This window comes from Nevskia sp., from assembly GCF_023266035.1.
Classification (GTDB): domain Bacteria; phylum Pseudomonadota; class Gammaproteobacteria; order Nevskiales; family Nevskiaceae; genus Nevskia.
On record NZ_JAHFRY010000096.1, the window covers coordinates 1 to 19,290 of the forward strand.

At 63.3% G+C, this 19,290-nt stretch carries 16 protein-coding genes, 2 pseudogenes and 1 other annotated feature; of the genes and pseudogenes, 8 read left to right on the forward strand and 10 right to left on the reverse strand.

Annotated features, from left to right (window positions below; translation table 11 throughout):
- On the forward strand, positions 1 to 203 hold a 203-nt coding region (locus Q0D45_RS14860; protein ID WP_293394270.1), incomplete at its 5' end, for a hypothetical protein.
- Positions 204 to 237: 34 nt separating this feature from the next.
- Here Q0D45_RS14860 and Q0D45_RS14865 read toward each other — a convergent pair.
- On the reverse strand, positions 238 to 1,434 hold the full coding sequence (locus Q0D45_RS14865) for an acetyl-CoA C-acetyltransferase (protein ID WP_293394273.1): 1,197 nt from the start codon (positions 1,432 to 1,434) through the stop codon (positions 238 to 240).
- An 8-nt stretch (positions 1,435 to 1,442) separates the two neighbouring features.
- Positions 1,443 to 2,591 (reverse strand): acyl-CoA dehydrogenase family protein, encoded by a 1,149-nt coding sequence (locus Q0D45_RS14870; protein WP_293394276.1) that lies wholly within the window; start codon positions 2,589 to 2,591, stop codon positions 1,443 to 1,445.
- 331 nt (positions 2,592 to 2,922) lie between these two features.
- Here Q0D45_RS14870 and Q0D45_RS14875 point away from each other — a divergent pair.
- From Q0D45_RS14875 to Q0D45_RS14885, 3 genes and pseudogenes are all read left to right on the forward strand, one after another.
- A pseudogene (locus Q0D45_RS14875) lies at positions 2,923 to 3,116 on the forward strand (transposase); the annotation flags it as partial.
- 288 nt (positions 3,117 to 3,404) lie between these two features.
- A protein-coding gene (locus tag Q0D45_RS14880) for an IS3 family transposase (protein ID WP_293394279.1) occupies positions 3,405 to 4,630 on the forward strand; the annotation gives its coding sequence in 2 pieces (ribosomal slippage) (positions 3,405 to 3,690 and positions 3,690 to 4,630; 1,227 coding nt in all).
- Positions 3,683 to 3,799: a sequence feature (AL1L pseudoknot), on the forward strand. Its footprint overlaps the gene before it by 117 nt.
- Before the next feature lie 191 nt (positions 4,631 to 4,821).
- Positions 4,822 to 5,664 (forward strand): annotated as a pseudogene (locus tag Q0D45_RS14885) (IS3 family transposase); the annotation flags it as partial.
- Positions 5,665 to 5,881: 217 nt separating this feature from the next.
- Here Q0D45_RS14885 and bphD read toward each other — a convergent pair.
- The 8 genes from bphD to Q0D45_RS14925 all read right to left on the reverse strand — a co-directional run bounded on the left by bphD (position 5,882) and on the right by Q0D45_RS14925 (position 12,883).
- Complete coding sequence (bphD, locus tag Q0D45_RS14890) at positions 5,882 to 6,745, reverse strand: 2-hydroxy-6-oxo-6-phenylhexa-2,4-dienoate hydrolase (protein ID WP_293394282.1); 864 nt, start codon at positions 6,743 to 6,745, stop codon at positions 5,882 to 5,884.
- 55 nt (positions 6,746 to 6,800) lie between these two features.
- A complete protein-coding gene (gene bphC, locus Q0D45_RS14895; protein ID WP_293394285.1) occupies positions 6,801 to 7,679 on the reverse strand; it encodes a biphenyl-2,3-diol 1,2-dioxygenase in 879 nt (292 codons plus the stop codon).
- Entirely contained in the window at positions 7,676 to 8,521 is an 846-nt protein-coding gene (gene bphB, locus Q0D45_RS14900) for a cis-2,3-dihydrobiphenyl-2,3-diol dehydrogenase (RefSeq protein WP_293394288.1), read from the reverse strand. Before bphB ends, bphC begins: the two co-directional genes overlap by 4 nt.
- 29 nt (positions 8,522 to 8,550) lie before the next feature.
- Complete coding sequence (locus Q0D45_RS14905) at positions 8,551 to 9,792, reverse strand: FAD-dependent oxidoreductase (protein WP_293394291.1); 1,242 nt, start codon at positions 9,790 to 9,792, stop codon at positions 8,551 to 8,553.
- Complete coding sequence (locus Q0D45_RS14910) at positions 9,789 to 10,115, reverse strand: non-heme iron oxygenase ferredoxin subunit (RefSeq protein WP_293394294.1); 327 nt, start codon at positions 10,113 to 10,115, stop codon at positions 9,789 to 9,791. Before Q0D45_RS14910 ends, Q0D45_RS14905 begins: the two co-directional genes overlap by 4 nt.
- A 10-nt stretch (positions 10,116 to 10,125) precedes the next feature.
- Positions 10,126 to 10,659: an aromatic-ring-hydroxylating dioxygenase subunit beta gene (locus Q0D45_RS14915; RefSeq protein WP_366946463.1), complete on the reverse strand. Its 534-nt coding sequence runs from the start codon at positions 10,657 to 10,659 to the stop codon at positions 10,126 to 10,128.
- Positions 10,660 to 10,729: 70 nt separating this feature from the next.
- On the reverse strand, positions 10,730 to 12,103 hold the full coding sequence (locus tag Q0D45_RS14920) for an aromatic ring-hydroxylating dioxygenase subunit alpha (protein ID WP_366946462.1): 1,374 nt from the start codon (positions 12,101 to 12,103) through the stop codon (positions 10,730 to 10,732).
- Positions 12,104 to 12,154: 51 nt separating this feature from the next.
- Positions 12,155 to 12,883: an FCD domain-containing protein gene (locus Q0D45_RS14925; protein ID WP_293394303.1), complete on the reverse strand. Its 729-nt coding sequence runs from the start codon at positions 12,881 to 12,883 to the stop codon at positions 12,155 to 12,157.
- 350 nt (positions 12,884 to 13,233) lie between these two features.
- Here Q0D45_RS14925 and Q0D45_RS14930 point away from each other — a divergent pair, with 350 nt between their 5' ends.
- The 4 genes from Q0D45_RS14930 to Q0D45_RS14945 form a co-directional block, all read left to right on the forward strand.
- The gene (locus Q0D45_RS14930) at positions 13,234 to 13,692 is read left to right on the forward strand and encodes a hypothetical protein (protein WP_293394306.1); all 459 of its coding nucleotides are present in this window, start codon (positions 13,234 to 13,236) and stop codon (positions 13,690 to 13,692) included.
- Positions 13,689 to 15,221, forward strand: a complete 1,533-nt coding sequence (locus Q0D45_RS14935; protein WP_293394309.1) for an outer membrane protein transport protein — start codon at positions 13,689 to 13,691, stop codon at positions 15,219 to 15,221. The genes Q0D45_RS14930 and Q0D45_RS14935 overlap by 4 nt, the downstream gene beginning before the upstream one ends.
- 52 nt (positions 15,222 to 15,273) lie before the next feature.
- Positions 15,274 to 16,359, forward strand: a complete 1,086-nt coding sequence (locus Q0D45_RS14940) for an efflux RND transporter periplasmic adaptor subunit (RefSeq protein WP_293394311.1) — start codon at positions 15,274 to 15,276, stop codon at positions 16,357 to 16,359.
- Positions 16,360 to 16,395: 36 nt separating this feature from the next.
- On the forward strand, positions 16,396 to 19,290 hold a 2,895-nt coding region (locus tag Q0D45_RS14945; RefSeq protein WP_293394314.1), incomplete at its 3' end, for an efflux RND transporter permease subunit.

The window sequence follows — 19,290 nt, forward strand, 5'->3', positions numbered from 1 at the left end:
CATCGACTTCCTTCAGAAACCCGATGATCTGCTCTTCGCTGAACCGCTTCTTCACGTCCGATCTCCTGCTTCATGATCGGACTCTAAACGCCACTGCTACTCAATTTCGGGGGGACGTCGCAGTGGCAGCGGAGACGAACGAGGCAATCCGGGTCCGTCTGCTGTCGATTTCCCTGAAAATGCTTATCTTGCCAACCTCTTGAGAGTTGGATGTTGAGTTCAGTCAAAAACAGTGGTTCAGGCGCGTTCGAATACCGCTGCAATCCCCTGGCCTCCACCGATGCACATTGTTTCCAGCCCGTAACGACCTTTTCGCCGCTGCAGCTCGCGCGTGAGGTTGCACAGGATACGCACGCCGGTGGCGCCAATAGGATGGCCCAGCGAAATCCCTGATCCATTTACATTGAGCCGCGCACGGTCGTCCCACCCCCACCCTTTGAGCACCGCGAGCACCTGCGAAGCAAAGGCCTCGTTGAGCTCGACCAAGTCGATATCCTTCCAACTTAGCCCTGTCCGCGCGAACAAGCGCGCTACCGCCGGCACCGGCCCGATGCCCATACGCGAAGGTTCGCATCCGGCGGCTGCCCACGAATGAAACCAAGCAATCGGTTCCAATCCGAGCGCGGCGAGCCGGTCTTCCGCGACAACCAGGCAGGCAGCGGCGGCATCGTTCTGCTGGCTGGCATTGCCTGCCGTGACCACACCGCCCTTCTCGATGGCGCGGAGCGCACCCAGCGTCTCCATCGATGCATCGGGCCGATAGCCCTCGTCCCTGAAGAACATCTCCGGGTCGCCGCGCTTCTGTGGCACCGCCACCGGCACCAGCTCGTCGTTAAACGTGCCATGGGCCCAGGCCGCAGTTGCACGCTGGTGGCTCATCACCGCGTATTCATCGCACTGCGCGCGACTGATCTGGTAGTCCTTAGCGAGATTCTCGGCGGTTTCGATCATGCCGTTGATGACGCCGAAGCGGGCCACCGGCTGCGACATGACCCGCCCGCGTGTCAGTCGGTCGTGCAAGATGGTCGAACCAGATCGCGCACCGCGGCGGGCATCGGTGCAGTAGTGCTCGACATTGCTCATGCTCTCGACGCCACCGGCGATGACGACATCGGCCGAACCGGTCTGCACCATCATTGCCGCGTCGATCACAGCTTGCAGGCCGCTGCCGCAGCGGCGATCCAGCTGGTAGCCAGGCACCGTGACCGGAAGTCCTGCGGCGAGCGCCGACCAGCGTGCGACGCAAGGTGCCTCGCCGTTGGCATAGCCTTGCGCGAACACCACGTCGTCGATGCGTTCCGGATCGATACCGCTGCGTTGTACCAGGGCCTTGATGATCATCCCCCCCAGCTCGCCGGCAGGAATGGACGACAGCGCGCCCATGAACGCTCCGATGGGTGTACGCAATGGCGAAACGATAGCGACCCTGCGCATCGAGGCTCTCATTGGCGCTCGGCCCGAATCATCTCGCGCGCAATGATCAATTGCTGAATCTGGGACGTTCCTTCGTAGATACGCAGCAAGCGTATGTCACGATAAAAACGTTCCACCTTGTACTCGGTCATGTACCCCGCACCACCGTGGACCTGCACCGCTCGATCGGCGATTCGGCCCACGGCCTCGCTGGAGAAATACTTCAGCGCTGCGGCTTCCAGGCTGACCGGCTCGCCGCGATCGAATTTGCCGGCCACCGACTCCAGCAGCGCCTCGATCGCCAGAGCCTCGGTCTTGCTGTCCGCGAGCATCGCCTGCACGAGCTGGAAATTACTGATCGATTGGCCGAACTGGTTGCGATCCATCGCGTATCGCAGACTCATCTCGATCAGGCGATCGCTCATACCCAAAGCGACCGCCCCGATGTGGATACGACCGCGATCGAGGACCTTCATCGCAGTCTTGAAACCCTGTCCCGGTTTTCCACCGATGATGGCATTGGCGGGAACCCGACAGTCGTCGAAGATGACATCGCAGGTCTGCGAACCCTTCTGTCCCATCTTCTTGTCGATTTTTCCAAGCGTGATGCCCGGCGTGGTGGCAGGAACGATGAACGCGGAAACGCCATGGGCACCCTTGATCTCCGGCTCGCTGCGCGCCATCAGTGTGAAGACATCGGCCCGCGGCGCGTTGGTGATGTAACGCTTGGTCCCAGTGATACGGTAATGGTCGCCATCCCGGACAGCGACCGTCTTCAGCGACGCCGCGTCTGATCCGGATCCGGGCTCGGTGAGCGCAAAACTGGCGACCGCTTCTCCCGCGGCCAGCCTGGGAAGCCACTGCTGCTTCTGCTCATCGGTTCCATCGATCACGATGCCCTGCGAGCCGATTCCGACCGTCGTCCCGATCACCGATCGGAATACGACGGAGGCGCGTGTGAGTTCGCGCACGATGGCCGCTTCCTCGCTCATCGACAACCCGATGCCACCGTAAGCCTCGGGTACCGACAATCCGAAGAGGCCGAGATTGCGCATATCGGCAATGATGTCTTCGGGTACCGCGTCGTCGTGCTCCACCCGATCCTCGGCCGGAATCAAACGCTCTTCTACGAACCGCCGGACCGTTGATCGCAAAATATCGAAGGTATCGCTATCCATTGCCCTACTCCGTCGAACTAATCCGTGCCGGCTGGCACTGTGCGTGGACTGGGCCGAGCACCGGCGTCTGTTCCCGCGAGATGGCGTGCCGGCAGCGCCGACACGCGAACCGCCCGGTCAATTCACCTTTGAAGGGACCGCGACGCACCGTCATCATTTCCACTCAGATTATGAAGCAAGGGCTATAAACGCCTGCCGACCTTGCCGTGTGCTGAACACGTCCGGCCCTGTTATTTTCAAAACGAATCCTATCCAATAGTTCTATTCTGCGCGGTGATAGCTTCCATTCGCGTACGGAATTTCACTCACACTCACAGTGAAAGACCAAGGGCCGTCATCGACCAAGAATCAGGACGGCACGCGCGATCCTGAGATGCACCAGATGAAGAAGGGCAACCATTGGCACTTCGGGATGAAGGCGCATGTCGGCGTCGACAGCTAGCCAAGCAGATTCATTCGGTAGAAGCCACAGCCGCCAACGTCCACGACGCCCGGGTACAACCGAGCCTACTGCATGGCGAAGAGCGGCGGGGGTATAGCGACCAGGCTTACCGGGATCAGACGGACCTGCCGGCCACCCACACCCCGAAGGCCAAGGACTGGGCGCAACCTTCGGTTCAGTGGACACCCTGATCTAACCAATCAGGAGTGTTCCAAATGCCAAAGCCTGGACCTAGAAGCACGTATCGATACAGCGATGAATTCAAAGCAACAGCCGTAAAGCTGAGCCAGCTTCCGGGAGTGCTCGTCAACGATGATGAACTGAACCGCTCCGGGTTTCTCGGAGGCTCCTTCACGTGAGAAGATGGAGCCATGACGAGAGCATCGAAGTTTTCCCCTGAGGTACAGGAGCGTGCAGTCCGGATGGTGTCGGAGCATGCGGCGGATTACCCGTCGCAGTGGGCGGCGATCGAATCGATTGCAGCCAAGATTGGGTGCACGGCTGAGACGCTGCGGCGCTGGGTTCGCCAAGGCGAGCGGGACGCCGGCGTGCGGCCGGGCCTGACCACAGCCGAGGGCGAGCGCATCAAGGCGCTGGAACGCGAGAACCGGGAACTGCGGCAGGCGAACGAGATCCTGCGCAAGGCGTCCGCGTATTTTGCCCAGGCGGAGCTCGACCGCCCATTCAAACGATGAAAGCGTTCATAGACGACCATCGCGACGTTTACGGGATCGAGCCGATCTGCAAAGTGCTGCCGATCGCCCCGTCGACCTATCACGCTCACGTGGCGCGCGAGACTGACCCACGGCAGCGTTCCGACCAGGCGGTGCGGGACGCGGCGCTGATGCCCGAGATCGAGCGGGTCTGGAACGAGAATTTTCAGGTCTACGGCGTGCGCACGGTCTGGCGGCAACTCCGGCGTGAGCGCTTCGACGTTGCCCGCTGCACAGTGGCGCGCCTGATGAAGCGCCGTGGCCTGCGCGGCGTGGTTCGCGGCAAGACGGTGCGCACGACATTCAGCGACAAGAACGCACCGTGCCCGCTGGATCACGTGCGCCGGAACTTCAAAGCCGACCGACCGAACAAGCTCTGGGTCTCCGACTTCACCTACGTGTCGACCTGGCAGGGCTTCGTCTATGTCCCCTTCGTCATCGACGTCTTCGCACGCCGGATCGTCGGCTGGCGGGCGTCGCCATCGGCGCGGACCGACTTCGTGCTCGACGCGCTGGAGCAGGCCCTACACGCGCGCAAGCCGGTCGGCCCGGATCGCCTCGTGCATCACAGTGACCGCGGCGTCCAGTACGTGTCGATCCGCTACACCGAGCGCCTTGCCGACGCCGGTCTGGAGCCTTCAGTCGGCAGCGTCGGCGACTCCTATGACAACGCATTGGCCGAAACCATCAATGGCTTGTACAAGGCCGAGGTGATCCACCGGAAGTCATCCTGGCAGCGGCGTGAAGACGTCGAGTGGGCCACCCTCAACTGGGTCGACTGGTTCAACCACCGCCGACTGCTGGAACCCATCGGCAACATCCCGCCTGCCGAAGCGGAAGCCGCCTACTATTCGCAAATCACCGAGCACGCCCAAGCAGCGTGACTCACACCAACGAGTCTCCGGGAAAGCGGGGGCGGTTCAATGCGTACGAGGAAAAGTACCGTGAGAGGCTGGTCAAGGGCCTTGGTCGCCGAGCCGCCGAGCTGGGCTTCTCACTACAGCCCATTGCGGCTCAGACTGGTGTTTCTTAGGAAAGCCATCGCGTTCACTTCCGCTCGAAAGGGGACGTCTTTGCCTTCATCGAGCACTGTCAGGAAGCCTACCCGGTGAGAACGCTCTGCCGGCTGTACGACGTGAGCCCTGCGGGCTACTACGCGTGGAAGGCGCGTCCGGCCAGCGAGCGTGCGATTGACGATGCCACGTGGATCGAGAAGATCCGGGCCGTTCACCGAGCCAGCCGTCAGACCTACGGCAGCCCGCGCGTGCATGCCGCGCTGACGCAGTCGGGCGAGACCCTCGGACGGCGCAAGGTGGAACGCCTGATGCGTGAGCATGGGGTGCAGGCCTGCTCGACCAAGCTCTATCGTCGCAGCCCCGGCACGGGTCGATTCTTCGACAGCGTCGAGAGCAAAGCGCACAAGGTCGAGGTGCAGGCTCCCGATCAAGTCTGGGTTGGCGACATCACGTACCTGAAGGTGCGGGATCAATGGCGCTATCTGGCGACGGTGATGGACCGACATTCACGACGGCTGCTCGGCTGGGCGATCGGCACCGAGAAGTCTTCGATCCTGACCACGCGAGCACTGGCCAATGCGCTCCGCGTCCGCAAGCCAGCAGGCAGCCCGCTTTTCCACAGTGATCGCGGCGTCGAGTTTCTGGGCGACCGATTCAAGGACGGGCTACTGCGCGCCGGCATCGAGCAATCGGTGAATCGGCCGAGGCGAATGACCGACAACGCCCACATGGAAGCTTGGAACAAGTCGATGAAATCAGACATGTACCACCGACGTCGTTTCGACACCGATCACGAACTCCGCAGCGCCGTCCTGGGCTACATCGATTTTTACAACCATCGACGGCTACACTCAGCCCTCAATTACCAGTCTCCCGTCGAATTCGAGCGTCGATGCGCCTAATCAATGGGTGTCCACTTTTTCGTAGGAACTCCCGTCGCCGCTACGATGGCTGCCGATGGTGATGAGGGTCATGCCGGATTGTTGGGCATCTGTGACTAAATCCCGAGGCCAACGCGACAGCCTTGTTGGTGGCAATGCGGTCGACCGATTTCCGGATAAGGGCCCGTCATCGGAGGTTATTCTTTGGCGTGGGGAGTGCTCGCTAAAGAAAAAATCATCAGTGCCGGAGAAAATCCAGGGTCAGTCGATTGAAAGTGGTCGCGTGCTCCCATTGCGCCCAATGCCCGCAGCGCGGCAGTACATGCAGGTGCGCATCGGGTACGCCCCAAAGGATTTTCAGTCCGTGATCCAGCGGCACGAAACGGTCATCGCGCCCCCATATCACCAGGGTCTCTGCCTTGATCTCGCCGAAACGATGCGAAACATCCCAGGCCGACAGCGGCACCTTCTGTGCGCTGATCAGGAAATTCTTCAGATGCTCCGGGCTGCGCTGCATGTTTTCCCAGCGGCCCTGGATCAGTTCCTCGGTGATCAGCGACTGGTCGTAGATGAACACCTGGATCATCTGCTTGAGGTTTTCGTAGCTGGGGTCGGCGTAGAGCTTGAATAGCAGCTTGATGCCCTCCAGCGGCATCGGGCAGAACAGGCTCGGCCCCAGACCACCAGGCCCCATCAGCACCAGTTTGCCGAGCCGATCGGGATATTCGAGGGCGAAATTCAGCGCCGTCGCTCCGCCCATCGAGTTGCCAACCAGATGGGCCTTCTCGATGCCCAAGGCATCCATCAGGCCTTTAACCGCGCGTGCATTGACCAGCCCACGCTGCTCGTCCATGACCACCGCATCGGACTTGTTGAAACCCGGCGAGTCCTGGAGGATCACGCGGTAGCCCGCGTTGACGAAGGGCTCGATATTGCGCGAGTAGTTGCTCCAGCCCCCTGCCCCGGGCCCGCCGCCGTGCAGCATGATCACGGTTTCGCCGGTCTCGGGGCCGGCGTCGTTGTAGTGGATCAGGAAATTGCCGAGTCCCTTTTCATTGATGCGGACCTGCCGGCTGGTCGCTGCTTCAGTCAAATTGCTCATGGTGGTCTCTGGTACTGGATTTTAAGACGTGAGGTATAGAAACGGCCTGCCCGAATCAACCCGGCGCACGCAGCGGCTTGTGTCCCCACATGCTCGGGGCATCGTGGCGAGCAACCGACCAAGACGCATCGACCCCGCGCGCGCCCCAACCGAATTCCACTTCTACGCCCGAGGGCGAGGCGCAGTAGAACGACACCATCTGGTCGTTGCTGTGCCGGCCGATGGTCGTAGTCAGGCAGTTGTCTCCGCCCAGGCGGTCGAAGGCATAGCCCACATCGTCCAGAGACTTCACTTCGATCATGAAATGGTGGATGCGCTTGGGAACCGGGAACGCCGCGAGCGCCAGCGTGTGATGACGACCGTTGCAGTGCAGGAAATAGGTCGGGATCACCATACCGGGTGCGAGCGTCATGTCGATGACGTCAGTCATGCGGAAGCCCAGCACCTCCGTGTAAAAGCGCAGCGCGACCTGGGCATCCGGAACGATCCGCACGAAGTGACCCAGCCCTTGGTCGCCGGTCAGAAAGCCGGTGACGCCGGCGCTGGCGATGAATGGCTGGTCGGTGACTTCACTCGGGCCGTAATAGATTTCCAGCGGCAGGCCGAACGGATCGGCGAAGCAGATCAGGCCGAGCACCTTGCGCGTTCGCGCCAGCGCCTCATCGCCGACCCGAACCTCGACGCCCGCGTCGCGAAGCCTGTCCACCATATTCTCCATCGCCGCCTGGCTGACGACTTCGTAGCCGGCATAGGCCAGATCATCATCCTGGCCTTCGTGCACGGCGATGCGCCAGGCTCGCGAATCCATGCGAAAGCAGCTTGCGTCCGGCTGCGCCGGCGCTTCCATCAGCCCCAGCCTCTGGCCGAGAAAACGGCACCAGGCCGGCACATCCTTCACTGCAAAACCGAGGTATCCCAGGCTTTCGACGCTCATTTTTTCTCTCCTTTCGCAAGTTTCAGTTTTTCCGGCAGATCATGGCCACCCGCAGCCGAAAAGAAGCCGCGGACGCCAAGTCCGCCGTCGTAGTTCAGCAAGGAGCCGGTGGCGGGTACCGCATCCGTACGCGACGCGAAGAACACGTAGGCCCCGGTGTATTCCTCGACGGCCGGCATGCGGCCAATCGGCAGTACGTTGGCCAGCATGTCGGCCAGCGGCATCGAGGAAATGGACTGCTCGCTCAGGCCCAGCGAACTCGGTCCGCGGAGATCGGTACCGATACCGCCCGGGGCCACGCCGTTGACGCGCACATGCGGTGCCAGCTCGAATGCAAGTTCGCGAACCAGTCCCACCACCGCGTGCTTGGAGGCCGTGTACAGCGGGCCACCGCCATTGGGATAGAAGCCGGCATTGGAGATCGTGAAGATCACGCTGCCGCGACTTTCGACCAGGGCCGGCAGGCAGGCCTTGACCGCCAGCAGATAGCCCTTGACGTTGACGTGGAAGATCTCGTCGAACGCGGCGTCGATGCGGTCTTCCGGCAGGTCGATCAGCGGCGTCGAGTAATCCCAGATGCCGGCGTTGGGAATCACGCAGTCGATGCGGCCGAAGCGCTCGGTGCAGTGCGCGGCAGCGGCCTTCTGGTCGGCCAGCGAGCGGACGTCGCCAACGCAGCCGATCACCTTGTCGCCATGTGCTGCCTCGATGGCCTTCAAGCCTTGCTCGGATTTGTCGAACACCGCCACGCGCGCACCTTCGGCCACGAAGCGGTCGACGAGCGCCCGTCCGAGACCGGACGCGCCGCCGGTGATCAGGGCCACCTGGTCTTTCAGTCTCATGCTGCTCCTTCCGTTCTCGTTATCGGTGTTCAACTGGCACCGGCCGCCGGCCGGGCGCGCAGAAAATCGCGAAGATTGAAGGCCGGATCGCGAAGCTCAGGCAGGGTCACGCGGGTTCTGGCTTCGACCAGCCGGGTGACGGTCGCGAAATCCTTGGTTGCATCCACCGACAGTGCGGCGGCCACGGCATCGCTCTGCACGCGCAGCATCAGCAGCGGACTGCCATGCTCCGCATCGCCGCGCAGCAGCCAATCACCAGGGCCATCGAAATCGCCGATGGTCTGGATGCGATGTCCGGCAATCTCGGTCCAGGCGCGCGGAACTTGTGGCGATGGTTCGGCGCGGCCGAGCATGGCGGCGGCGGCGGTAGCGGCCTGTGCCTGGCTGTTCAGATAGGTTTCCAGCGAGCGCTGGCCACCATCGCGCAACGGCCAGCACGCGGCATCGCCGGCGACAAACAGGTCAGGACAGGCACTGAGGCCGGTGGCGTCCACCGGCACGCCGCGGGCGCAGGTCAGCCCGGCATCCTGCGCCAACGCCGTATCAGGCTCGGCTCCGATGCTGACCAGTACCACGTCAGCGGTCACCCGCTCGCCATCGGCAAAGGCCACCGCTCGCACGCGGCCACCCTTGCCCTCGAACGCGCTGATCCGCGTATTGCGCTGTACCACCACGCCGAGCGCTTCCAGCCGTTCGCGGCACCAGGCTCCGACTCTCCGGCCAAGCACACGCAGCAGGAGTTCGTCTGCCGATTCGAGAATTCTGACCTCGGCACCGGCCTTGCGCGCCGTGGTGGCGACCTCGCAGCCGATCAGCCCGCCACCGACGATCGATAGCGATACCCCGGGACCAAGTCGGCCGCGCAGATTCGAGCTGTCGGCCTGATCGCGCAGGGTCAGAACGCCATCGAGGGTTGCGCCGGGCAGGCTCAGCGTCCGCGCCCGGGCACCCGTGGCCAGCAGCAGCCGGTCATAGGACAGACTCGCACCCGAGGGCAGCAGCAGACGACGTTGCGCAGGGTTGATCTGCTGCACGCGCTCACCCGAGTGGACGTCCACGCCAGCCGCGGTGTACCACCCGGCGTCGAGCAGCGGCGGCGGTTCCGCCGCCACGCCAGCCAGCACCGACTTCGAAAGCGAAGGGCGGTCGTAGGCCAGCACCGGCTCTTCGCCGAACAGGTGGATGCGTCCGTCGTAACCCTGGCCACGCAGGCTGCGCGCGGCCGAGGCTCCGGCCAGCCCGAAACCGACGATGGCAATGTTCCGGATCACGGCGTTACTGCTGCTGCGTCGAAATCGACGAATACCGCATCGCCCTCGACCCGTACGGCGAAGGTTTGCAGCGCGCCATTCGCCGGTGCCGAACGCACTTTGCCCGTTCGGACGCAGAACTTGCCCATGTGCAGCGAGCACTCGACGACGTCGCCATCGAGATAGCCGTCCGACAGCGACCACTCGCCGTGCGTGCAGCGATCCTGGGTGGCGAAGAACTCGCCGTCGACATTGAACAGCGCCAGCGGGATCGGAAACTGTTCCAGCTTCAGCGCTTCACCTTCGGCCACATCGCTGCGGCCACAGACTCTCACGAACGCCATGGTCTGCCCTTCAGAAGAACACGCTGAGGTTGTTCGACAGCAGCGTGCCCTGGTCGATCAAAATCGTCCGGCGCGCGATCTTGAAGCGCATGTCGGTGGCGCTGCGGCGCAGCACGTCGCGCCGCTCGCCAGCAAAGATATCGACCTGACGTTCCAGGCGGTTCCGGTAGAGCAGGAACGCCGAGCTGACCTCGTAGCTGTCGCGCTCGCTGCCCGGGCTGATCATCACGTTGGTAATCAGGTGACGCGTGCGCGAGGGCGGGTTCTCGGCCCAGCCGAACTCACTCGTGGCCTTGCGCACGCGGCCGTACATGGTGGCGTAGGTTTCGTCGAAGTGGGCGAAGTCGCCGTCGTCGCTGTACTCGAGACCGGCCTCGCGCATCATGCGGGTGGTCCGCAACGGCATGAAATAGCGCAGGTCCGGCTCCATCAGGCCGAGCCAGGCCTCGTAGGCGCGGCTGTCGAGCAGCGCCGCCTCGCGGTAGTAGAACTGCTCGATCTCCTGCTGCAGCAGCGGATCGGTTGGCTTGGTCCCCATTTGCATCAGACTGGCGACGTCCAGTTTTTCAATCGTCATGGTGGTGCTCCAGAAATGGCGGTCGGCAGGTCAGCCATCAGGGCTTGAGCGTGTCCCAGCTGGGCTCGGACATCATCCGCGCCCAATGTTGGTACATGCCGCGCGCGGCCTCTTCGCCGTAGACATAGCCGATGCGGCCAGGGAAGTTCTGATCGTCAGTCCGCGAGCGGCCCAGCCCCATCTGCGCATTGAGCGGCCGGCTGCGCGCCTTGTGGCCACGCAGCACTTTCTGGATCTCCACCCAGTTCTCGCCGTCGTCCTGCTCCAATACTCCGCCGGCAGAGAAGGTGCGGATGTTCTGGCGGCGGAACTCTTCCTTGATCTCGGCCGGAGCGTCGGCATCGACCAGCGCGAAGGCCCAGACCTCGATCTCGTTCGGGCCGCGCGGATGCCAGGTACGAATGGTGTTGATGCCCGGCAGGAACGAACAGGTCGGGAAGATGGTGGTGTGCTGCCCGAACATGCGCTTGGCGGGCATCTGGTCGAGACGACCGTCTGCAATGTCAGCCGCTGCGCCCTGGGTCCAGTACTGTGTGACGTGTGGACCCATGACGCCCATCAGAATGCCGGGTTCGTCCACGTACCAGCCCGCCCCGTGGCCGCCCCAGGCAGCACGGAACTGATGACCCTGCGTGGGGATCTGGGCATCGGCCAGGCTCATTTCCGGCGGCATTCCGGCGAGAAGGCCGGACAGGTGCGACACCGTGCCAGCATGGTACATGTCGCTGCAGAACTGCTCGGCAGCAAACTTCCAGTTGCAGGGGATCACCCACTTCTGAATGCCGCCGATGGCCTCGGTGCCCGCTGGCGTGCGATCGAGCATGACATTCATGTACGGCTTGGCGTCGCCGATGTAGGTTTCCAGATCGGGTGCCTCGGCGTCCCAGTTGGCAAACACCAGGCCCTTGTAGATCGCGACGCGCGCCTGAAGCGGCCCCCAGTCGGCCTTGTCGAAGCCGCACGCGTGTTCCTTCTTCGAACAGTACGCAGTGTCCTCATAGGGCACACTGACGAGGTTGCCGGCGATGTCGTAGGCCCAGCCGTGATAGCTGCAGGTGAACGCCTTGGCGTTGCCGCCGTCCGAGCGGCAGATGCGCATGCCGCGGTGCCGGCACTGGTTGAGGAACACACGGATGCTGCGGTCCTTCTGGCGCACCATGATGACCGGGTCTTCGCCCATGTACGTGGTCAGGTAGTCACCGGTCTTGGGTACATGGCTGATGTGACCGAGCAGCAGCCAGGACCGTGCGAAGACACGCTCGAGTTCCAGTTCGTAGAGATCCGGGTCGGAGTAGATGCGCGGGTCGAGCAAGCCCTTGTCCTGATCCACCAGTTCGCGAATCGCTTCCGGGGTCCAGGTTCGCTTGAACCTCAACGGTACTTCCGCTGTGTCGTTGCTCGTGGCATTCATGTTCGAATCCTCCAATGATCTGCGCCTGGACGGCGCTATGAAAATCTCAGTTCAAGTGACGGGAAAAAGGCCGATCGGGAGCAGCAGCCCATGCCGGCGGACTGCCTCCACCGAGGCTTCGATGTGCAACTTCAGCAGCGACGCGCACAACGCCTCATCGCGCGCCAGCGCCGCGTCGTGCAGCGCCTGATGTTCCGCATGAACATCGCGTGCTGGCGAAGGGTGATTGGCGGTCAAACGTCGATACCGCTCCATGTGCAGATACAGCACGGCACGAAAGCGTCGTGACCACGGAGAGGGACAAGCACTCAGCAGCGCTTCGTGAAAGTCGCGATTGCAGCGCTCCCACCTTTCGAACCAGATGCCCGGATTTTTTACCGTGCGCGGATGAATTCGCGACAGCTTGTTAAACGTGGAGGTGACCTCCGCCTGCCATTTATCGCCGCCCAGTCGCACGCTCTGGCGCAGCGCCTCGCACTCGACCAGCACGCGCGTGCGAGTAAGGTCTTCCATATCAGCCAGCGACATCGGTGCCACGCGAAAGCCACGCTGCGCCTCGGCTTGTGCCAGGCCTTCGGACACCAGCAGGGACAGGGCTTCGCGCATCGTTCCGCCGCTGACCTCGTAGCTGCCCTTGAGATGCGCCACGGCGAGCCGCGAGCCCGAAGCCAGGCGGCCTTCCAGGATGTCGCGACGCAACCGGTGCACGGTCAACTCGATCAGGCTGCGCGCAGGGCTGTCGGCGCACGCGGCACCATCGGCCCGGAACAAAAGCTGCACGTTCGCTACCACCTGACATGCCCCTCCAATGCTTTTCTTAACTTTATGCAAACACTTTATGGCTGGTATGTATAATCTCTTTTGACAAAAATATCGACATTTTTCCCAGCTATCAGCCTCCCGACTTCCGCCACCCCGTTCCGCTCTGTCAGTGCAAGCTTGACGCTGCGCCTGCTCATCCTTGTGCACCGATCAGGGTTCAGCGCGATGGTGCCTTGATTGCGGTTGTGCATTTCATCCGAAGTGTTGATCTTTTATTACATTGATGTAGCATCGGCGTAATGAATACCAATGATCGGGCGAAATCTGTCGATGCAAGCATGCCGAGCTGGCAGCTTGGAGCCCCTGAGTTGTCGACTCAGGATGTGCTGCTGATGCGGCTGTTGCGGGTGGCCAGTCAGGGCATCACGGCCTGCGTTGACCCGGTGCTGCGCCCTGCCGGGCTGACTGAAAGCTCGTACCACACGCTGATCATCGTCATGGCCGCCGGCGCCGAAGGCACGACGCCGACGGCGCTGTGCACGCAGGTCGGCCAGGCCGCTGCCAACATGACGCGCATCCTCGAAGTGCTTCGCAGCGAAGCCCTGATCGACATCAGGCTGGATTCCCGGGATGGCCGGCGACGGCGCGTCTTCGTGACCGAACTCGGCACCTCGGTCGTGCAGGGTTATGCCGGGCGGCTCGCGCCGATTGTCAGCGCCGCAATGGCCGGAATTTCGGCCAAGGACAAGGTCACTTTCGAGCGACTGTTGCGCGCCATCGTGGCCTCGCTGGACAAGGCCGAAGCGATGGCAGGCGGCGCCGCATGAACACCATCGGCCGCCCACCCTGGAGTGGCCGCCGCCCGCTACCGGGCGCTGCTCGTGTCAGCAACAAGATCCGCTTGTTTGCATCGGCTCTGCTGATCGTCGCAAGCGCACCCGCCTGGTCGGCGAACGGCATGAACGCGCCGGGCAATGGCACCGTGCAACTCGGAATGGCCGGTGCCGGAACGGCGATGGCAGAAGACGCTTCGGCGACCTTGCGCAATCCGGCGGCTGGCGCATGGCTGTCGAGCAGCCGGAGCTTCGATCTTGGCGTCGCGATTCCCGATGGCGGCTTCCGGGCCAGCGAACTCGGGGCCAATGCGCCATTCGGATTGATCGATCTGGCACCGGGACAATCGACCTCCGTGACCGGCCTCTTTCCGGTGCCGTCGTTCGCACGCAACTGGCGGATCAACGATCAGTTCGCAGCCGGATGGGGGCTGACGGCCTCTGGACTGGCGACCGAATCCAGCGGCAGCACGGCGACCCTGGCGAGAGGCGTTCCTGGCTTCGAGGCGCGCTGCAATGGCAACTTCGGCGGTGGTCAGCCACTGAGCGCCGCCACCGATCTGCTGCGTCTGTGCGGGCGTTCCCAGGACAAGCTGGGCGTCGGGCTGATGCAGGTGCTGATTTCCGGGCATGGCGCCTACAAGGTCAGCCCCACGCTGTCGGTCGGCGTGGCACCGGTGGTTGCGCTTCAGTTACTCAAGGTGAAAGGCCTTGGCGCTTTTGCCGCCTTCTCCAATGAGCCGGACCGCGCCACCGATAACGGCAACGACTTTTCCTACGGTGGCGGGATTCGAGTCGGAGTGCTCTGGGAAGCGCTGCCGAGCATCGGCATTGGGCTCGCTTACCAATCCCGGATCTACACCACGGAATTCAACCGCTATCGCGGCACGATCATCGGCGGTTCGCTGGACTTCGCACCGACCCTCAATGTCGGACTGCAAATCCATGTCGCTCCCGAACAGCGCTTGCTGTTCGATGTCGAGCACATTGCTTACGGCAGCATCCGGCCGCTCGCCAACACCGTTGACCCGCAACGGTTCACCGACACCTGTTTCGTGCCCCGGCTGGTCGGCCGATCCCTGCCCAATCCGCCAGCACTGGACGGCTGTCTCGGCAGCGCCGACGGTCCGGGCTTCGGCTGGAAGAGCGTGACTGTCTACAAGTTCGGTTATCAGGGCCGCAGCGGGCGACTGAGCTATCGCGCCGGGTACAGCTTCGGCGGCAATCCGGTCATTTCCGACCAGGCGCTGCCGGCGGCATTCGCGCCGGCGATCACCGACCAGCACGCCAGCGTCGGCCTGTCCTGGCGCTGGTCGCAGCGCCTGAGCCTGAATTGGGCGCTGATCTATTCGGTGGCCAATCGAATGCACATCAAAAACGCCCTGAGCAATGCCACGCCCACCGTATTGCAGAACGGGACGCTGGTGGGATTCCGGGTCGACGAAGACCCGAATGACCAGGTGATCGACGCCTATCTGAGCGTCTGGCAGTCGCAGTTCGGGCTGGCCTGGACGTTTGACTGAGCTGCGAAAACCCTGCCTTCAACGCCGTTCTTTTCAGGCTTTTGAACTGACGATGATCCACTCACTCGGCCGGGCCTTGCTCGCCGTATCAGCGGCCTTGCTGCTCGCCGCATGCAGCCAGGACCCGAAGCCCGTTGCGGCACCTGTCGCACAGCATTTCGATGTCGCAACCGAAGTGGTGCTGCGACGCGAGCTGCCTGCGGTCTACACCAGCACCGGTAGCGTGGTATCGGACGAGCGCGTCGACATCACCTCGCGTCTGGCTGCGTATGTGCGCAGCATCGAGGTGCGCGAAGGCGAACGGGTCCAGCGGGGTCAACGGCTGGCGACGCTTGACAGTAAGGATGTCGATGCCAACATCCGCGCGGCGCTGGCCAATCGGGATCAGGCGGCTGCCCTGACGAAGGATGCCGAAAAGGATCTGGAGACCAGCGAAAGCCTGTTCGCCGGCGGCGTGGTGACCACCACCCATGTGCGCAAGACGCGACTGCAATTGCAGGCGGCCACCGAAAGTCTGGCTGCTGCAGAAGCGGTACTGGTACGCGGACAGGCCGAGCGGCAGTACACCAGCATCCTCAGCCCGGTCGCCGGTGTCGTGATCGCCCGGCAAGGGCGGGTCGGTACGGTGGCGGCACCCGGTGTACCGCTGGTCACGGTTGAATCCGATACCGCGTTGCTGTTCGCTACCCAGGTTGCCGAACAGCGGGTTGCCGGCGTGCATGTCGGCGACCCCGTCAAGATCACCATCGATGCACTCGGTCAGACGCTGACCGGCGAAGTGCTCCGCGTGGTGTCGTCCGGCAGTGCGGTGACCCGCGGCTTCGAGGTCAAGATCGCGATTCCAGCGACGCCGGGACTGACGCCGGGGATGTTCGGCCGCAGCGAGTTCCAGGTCGGCCAGCGCCCGGAGATCGCCATTCCGCCCGCAGCATTGGTTGATCGCGGCGGACTGAGCGGCGTCTATGTCGTTGATGCCGACGACCGCCTGCACTTCCGCTGGCTGCGGACCGGGCACCAGGTCGGTGACGCACAGGTCGTGCTGGCCGGACTCGATGAAGGCGAGCGGATTGTCAGTGCGCCGACCAGCCGCATGCGGGAAGGCGATCGGATCACAGCGGCTGCAGGGCCGTCCCGGTGAACGCCGCGGCCGGCGCAGCGCCGAGGCTTGCGCACCATGTCTGACGGCCCGCTTAACTCGGCAGGACGGGTCGCCAGGGTTTTCGTCGATTCCAAGCTGACGCCCCTGTTCGTGGTCGCCGTATTGCTGCTGGGCACGTTCGCCGGCCTGATCACGCCGCGCGAGGAGAATCCGCAGATTCTGGTGCCGGGTGCGCAGGTCGCCTTCTATCTGCCCGGCGCCACGCCGACCGAGATCGAGCACCTGATCATTGCGCCGATGGAAGCGGTGGTGCGCGAGATCGAAGGTGTCGACCATACCTCGACGATCGCCACTGCCGGCATGGGCCAGATCCAGGTGCAATTCCATGTCGGGGTCGACAAGGACCTGGCGATCACCCGGTTCAGCCAGCGAATCGCCGCCAACCGTCATCGTCTGCCGGCGACCACGCGGGATCCGGTGATCCAGCAGATCGATGTCGACAATGTCGCCATCGTCACCGTCACGCTGGCTTCCAATACCTATGACGACTACGCGCTGCGGCGACTGGCCGAGCGGATGGCCGAGCGGCTGAACACCATCGAGCAGGTGTCGGTGGCCGAACTCCACGGCGGCCGCAAGCGCGAAATCCGGGTCAACCTCGATCCGGCACGGCTGCAGGCCTATGGTCTGACCCTGAATGACGGCGTGGCGATGATCTCGGCCAGCAACGTCTCCGCCGTTGTCGGCCAACTGGTCGACGATGGCAGGAACCAGACGGTCTATCTGAAGGGCCAGCTGAACTCGCTGGACGACGTGCGCCATCTGCCCCTGCAGGTACACAAGGGCCAGTTGATCTACCTCGATGACATCGCCGAAGTGGTCGATGGCCCGGCCATCGAGCGCGATCAGATCACCCGGTTCAGCTTCGGGCCTGGCGATCCGCGTCACGGCAGCGCGAATACCAGCGGCGAAATGGCATCGGTCACCCTGTCGGTGGCCAAGAAGCCGAATACCAACTCGGTTGCCGTCAGCCGCGAAATCCTGGCGATGGTGGCGAAGATGCAGGCCCAGTTCGTCCCGGCCGAGGTCAGCGTGGTGACCACCCGCAACGACGGCCGCGATGCGGATCACACGGTCAACAGCCTGATCTTCGACCTGACGATCGCGATCACCTCGGTGCTGCTGGTGCTGGTGCCATTCCTCGGCATCCGCCAGGCCATGATCGTCTGCCTGGTGGTGCCGCTGGTGCTCGGCCTGACCCTGGCCGTGGACATGCTGTTCGGCGTGACCATCAACCGCATCTCGCTATTCGCCCTGATTCTGGCGCTGGGCATGCTGGTCGACGACGCCATCGTGGTGATGGAGAACATCCATCGCCATTACGAGATGGGTACCGACGACCGCAGCGCCACTGCCGTGCTGGCCACCAACGAAATCGGCAAGCCGACCACCATCGCGACCATCACCATCATCCTGGTGTTCGCGTCGCTGAACATCCTGTCCGGCATGAATGGCGCGTTCTTTCACCCGATCGCCTTCAACGTGCCGGTCGCCATCGGGGCGTCGCTGGTGGTGGCCTACGTGGTGGTGCCCTGGGCCTGCAATCGCTGGCTGCATCAGGGACAAGGTGCGCCGGCAGAAGCCAGGCATGAACCCGACGCCCTGCATCGCCTCTACTACCGCCTGATCACGCCGCTGCTGGATCGCGCCCGGCTGCGGACGAGCTTGTTCGGCATGGTTGCGATCGCGCTGCTGGCGTCCTTCTTCATGCCGGCCTGGCAGTTCATCCGGCCTTCCGGTGTCGGCGGTCCGCTATCGGCTGGCGGCGTCAGCCTGGCGATCATGCCGAAGGAGAACCGCAACAGTTTCAGCATCGCGATCACCATGCCCGAGCACACGCCGATCGAGACCACGGATCGGGTCGCCCGGGAGTTCGGCGAGATCCTCGGCCGGCATCCCCTGGTCAGCAACTACCAGACTCATGTCGGCATTCCCGGCGTTGTCGATTTCACCGGCCTGGTCACCGGTGCTGCCAACCGGCGCGGACCGCACGTCGCCGACATTCGCGTGAATCTGGTCGACAAGACCCGGCGGCAGACGAAGTCCGTGCCTATCGTCGAGGAACTGCGTGCCGCAACGGCCGAGATCCGGACCCGCTATCCGGGAATGTCAGTTCGCTTCCTGGAGTCCCCGCCGGGGCCACCATCGGCCGCGATCGTGCTGGCCAGTATCCACGGCAATGATGCCAAGACCCTGCGGACGATCTCGGGTCGGGTAAGGCAGCAGTTCGAGCAGACCTACGGCATCGTCGATGTGTTCAGCAGCGAAGCGGCCGATGTCGAGCAGATCAATATCGTCGTCGACAAGGAAAAGGCGCTGCTGTCGGGTGTCACCGTGGCCGACATCGAACAGACCGTTCGCGCCTTGATGGATGGGCTTGTGGTTTCCGAGGCCCATATCGATGGCGAAAGAAATCCGGTGCCGATCCGGCTCAGAGTGCCCCGGGAGCGCGAGATCGACCCGCTGTTGCTCGACCGGATCACGGTGCGCAATCGCAGTGGCGATGCCATCCCGCTGTCCGAACTCACGAAGGTCGTGACGACGATCGTCGAGCACCCGATCTTGCGCCGCGACAACGAACAGGTCAGCTATGTCGGCGGCGATGTCAGCGCCGTCACCGCGCCGGTCTACGCCATCCTGGCGATGAATGCCCGACTCGACGGGCAGGAAGTCGCGGGCGTTCCGCTGCGGACCGACAACATCACCCTGAGCGCGGTGTCGCCGAACACATTGGACGGCTACCAGTTGCTCTGGGACGGCGAACTGCGTCTGACCCTCGATGCCTTGCGCGAGATGAGTGCCGTGCTCGGCGTCGTGCTGGTGCTGATCTTCCTGCTGCTGGTGGCCAGCTATCGCTCGTTCCTGATCCCGCTGCTCGGCATGACCGCGATCCCGCTCGGACTGATCGGC

What these genes read in the sequence shown, in the direction of transcription:
- bphD (WP_293394282.1), bottom strand. Translation starts at nt 6,745, where the DNA reads ATGAGCAATTTGACTGAAGCAGCGACCAGCCGGCAGGTCCGCATCAAT.
- bphB (WP_293394288.1), bottom strand. Translation starts at nt 8,521, where the DNA reads ATGAGACTGAAAGACCAGGTGGCCCTGATCACCGGCGGCGCGTCCGGT.
- Q0D45_RS14935 (WP_293394309.1), top strand. Translation starts at nt 13,689, where the DNA reads ATGAACACCATCGGCCGCCCACCCTGGAGTGGCCGCCGCCCGCTACCG.
- Q0D45_RS14865 (WP_293394273.1), bottom strand. Translation starts at nt 1,434, where the DNA reads ATGCGCAGGGTCGCTATCGTTTCGCCATTGCGTACACCCATCGGAGCG.
- Q0D45_RS14940 (WP_293394311.1), top strand. Translation starts at nt 15,274, where the DNA reads ATGATCCACTCACTCGGCCGGGCCTTGCTCGCCGTATCAGCGGCCTTG.
- bphC (WP_293394285.1), bottom strand. Translation starts at nt 7,679, where the DNA reads ATGAGCGTCGAAAGCCTGGGATACCTCGGTTTTGCAGTGAAGGATGTG.
- Q0D45_RS14920 (WP_366946462.1), bottom strand. Translation starts at nt 12,103, where the DNA reads ATGAATGCCACGAGCAACGACACAGCGGAAGTACCGTTGAGGTTCAAG.
- Q0D45_RS14915 (WP_366946463.1), bottom strand. Translation starts at nt 10,659, where the DNA reads ATGCAAATGGGGACCAAGCCAACCGATCCGCTGCTGCAGCAGGAGATC.
- Q0D45_RS14870 (WP_293394276.1), bottom strand. Translation starts at nt 2,591, where the DNA reads ATGGATAGCGATACCTTCGATATTTTGCGATCAACGGTCCGGCGGTTC.
- Q0D45_RS14910 (WP_293394294.1), bottom strand. Translation starts at nt 10,115, where the DNA reads ATGGCGTTCGTGAGAGTCTGTGGCCGCAGCGATGTGGCCGAAGGTGAA.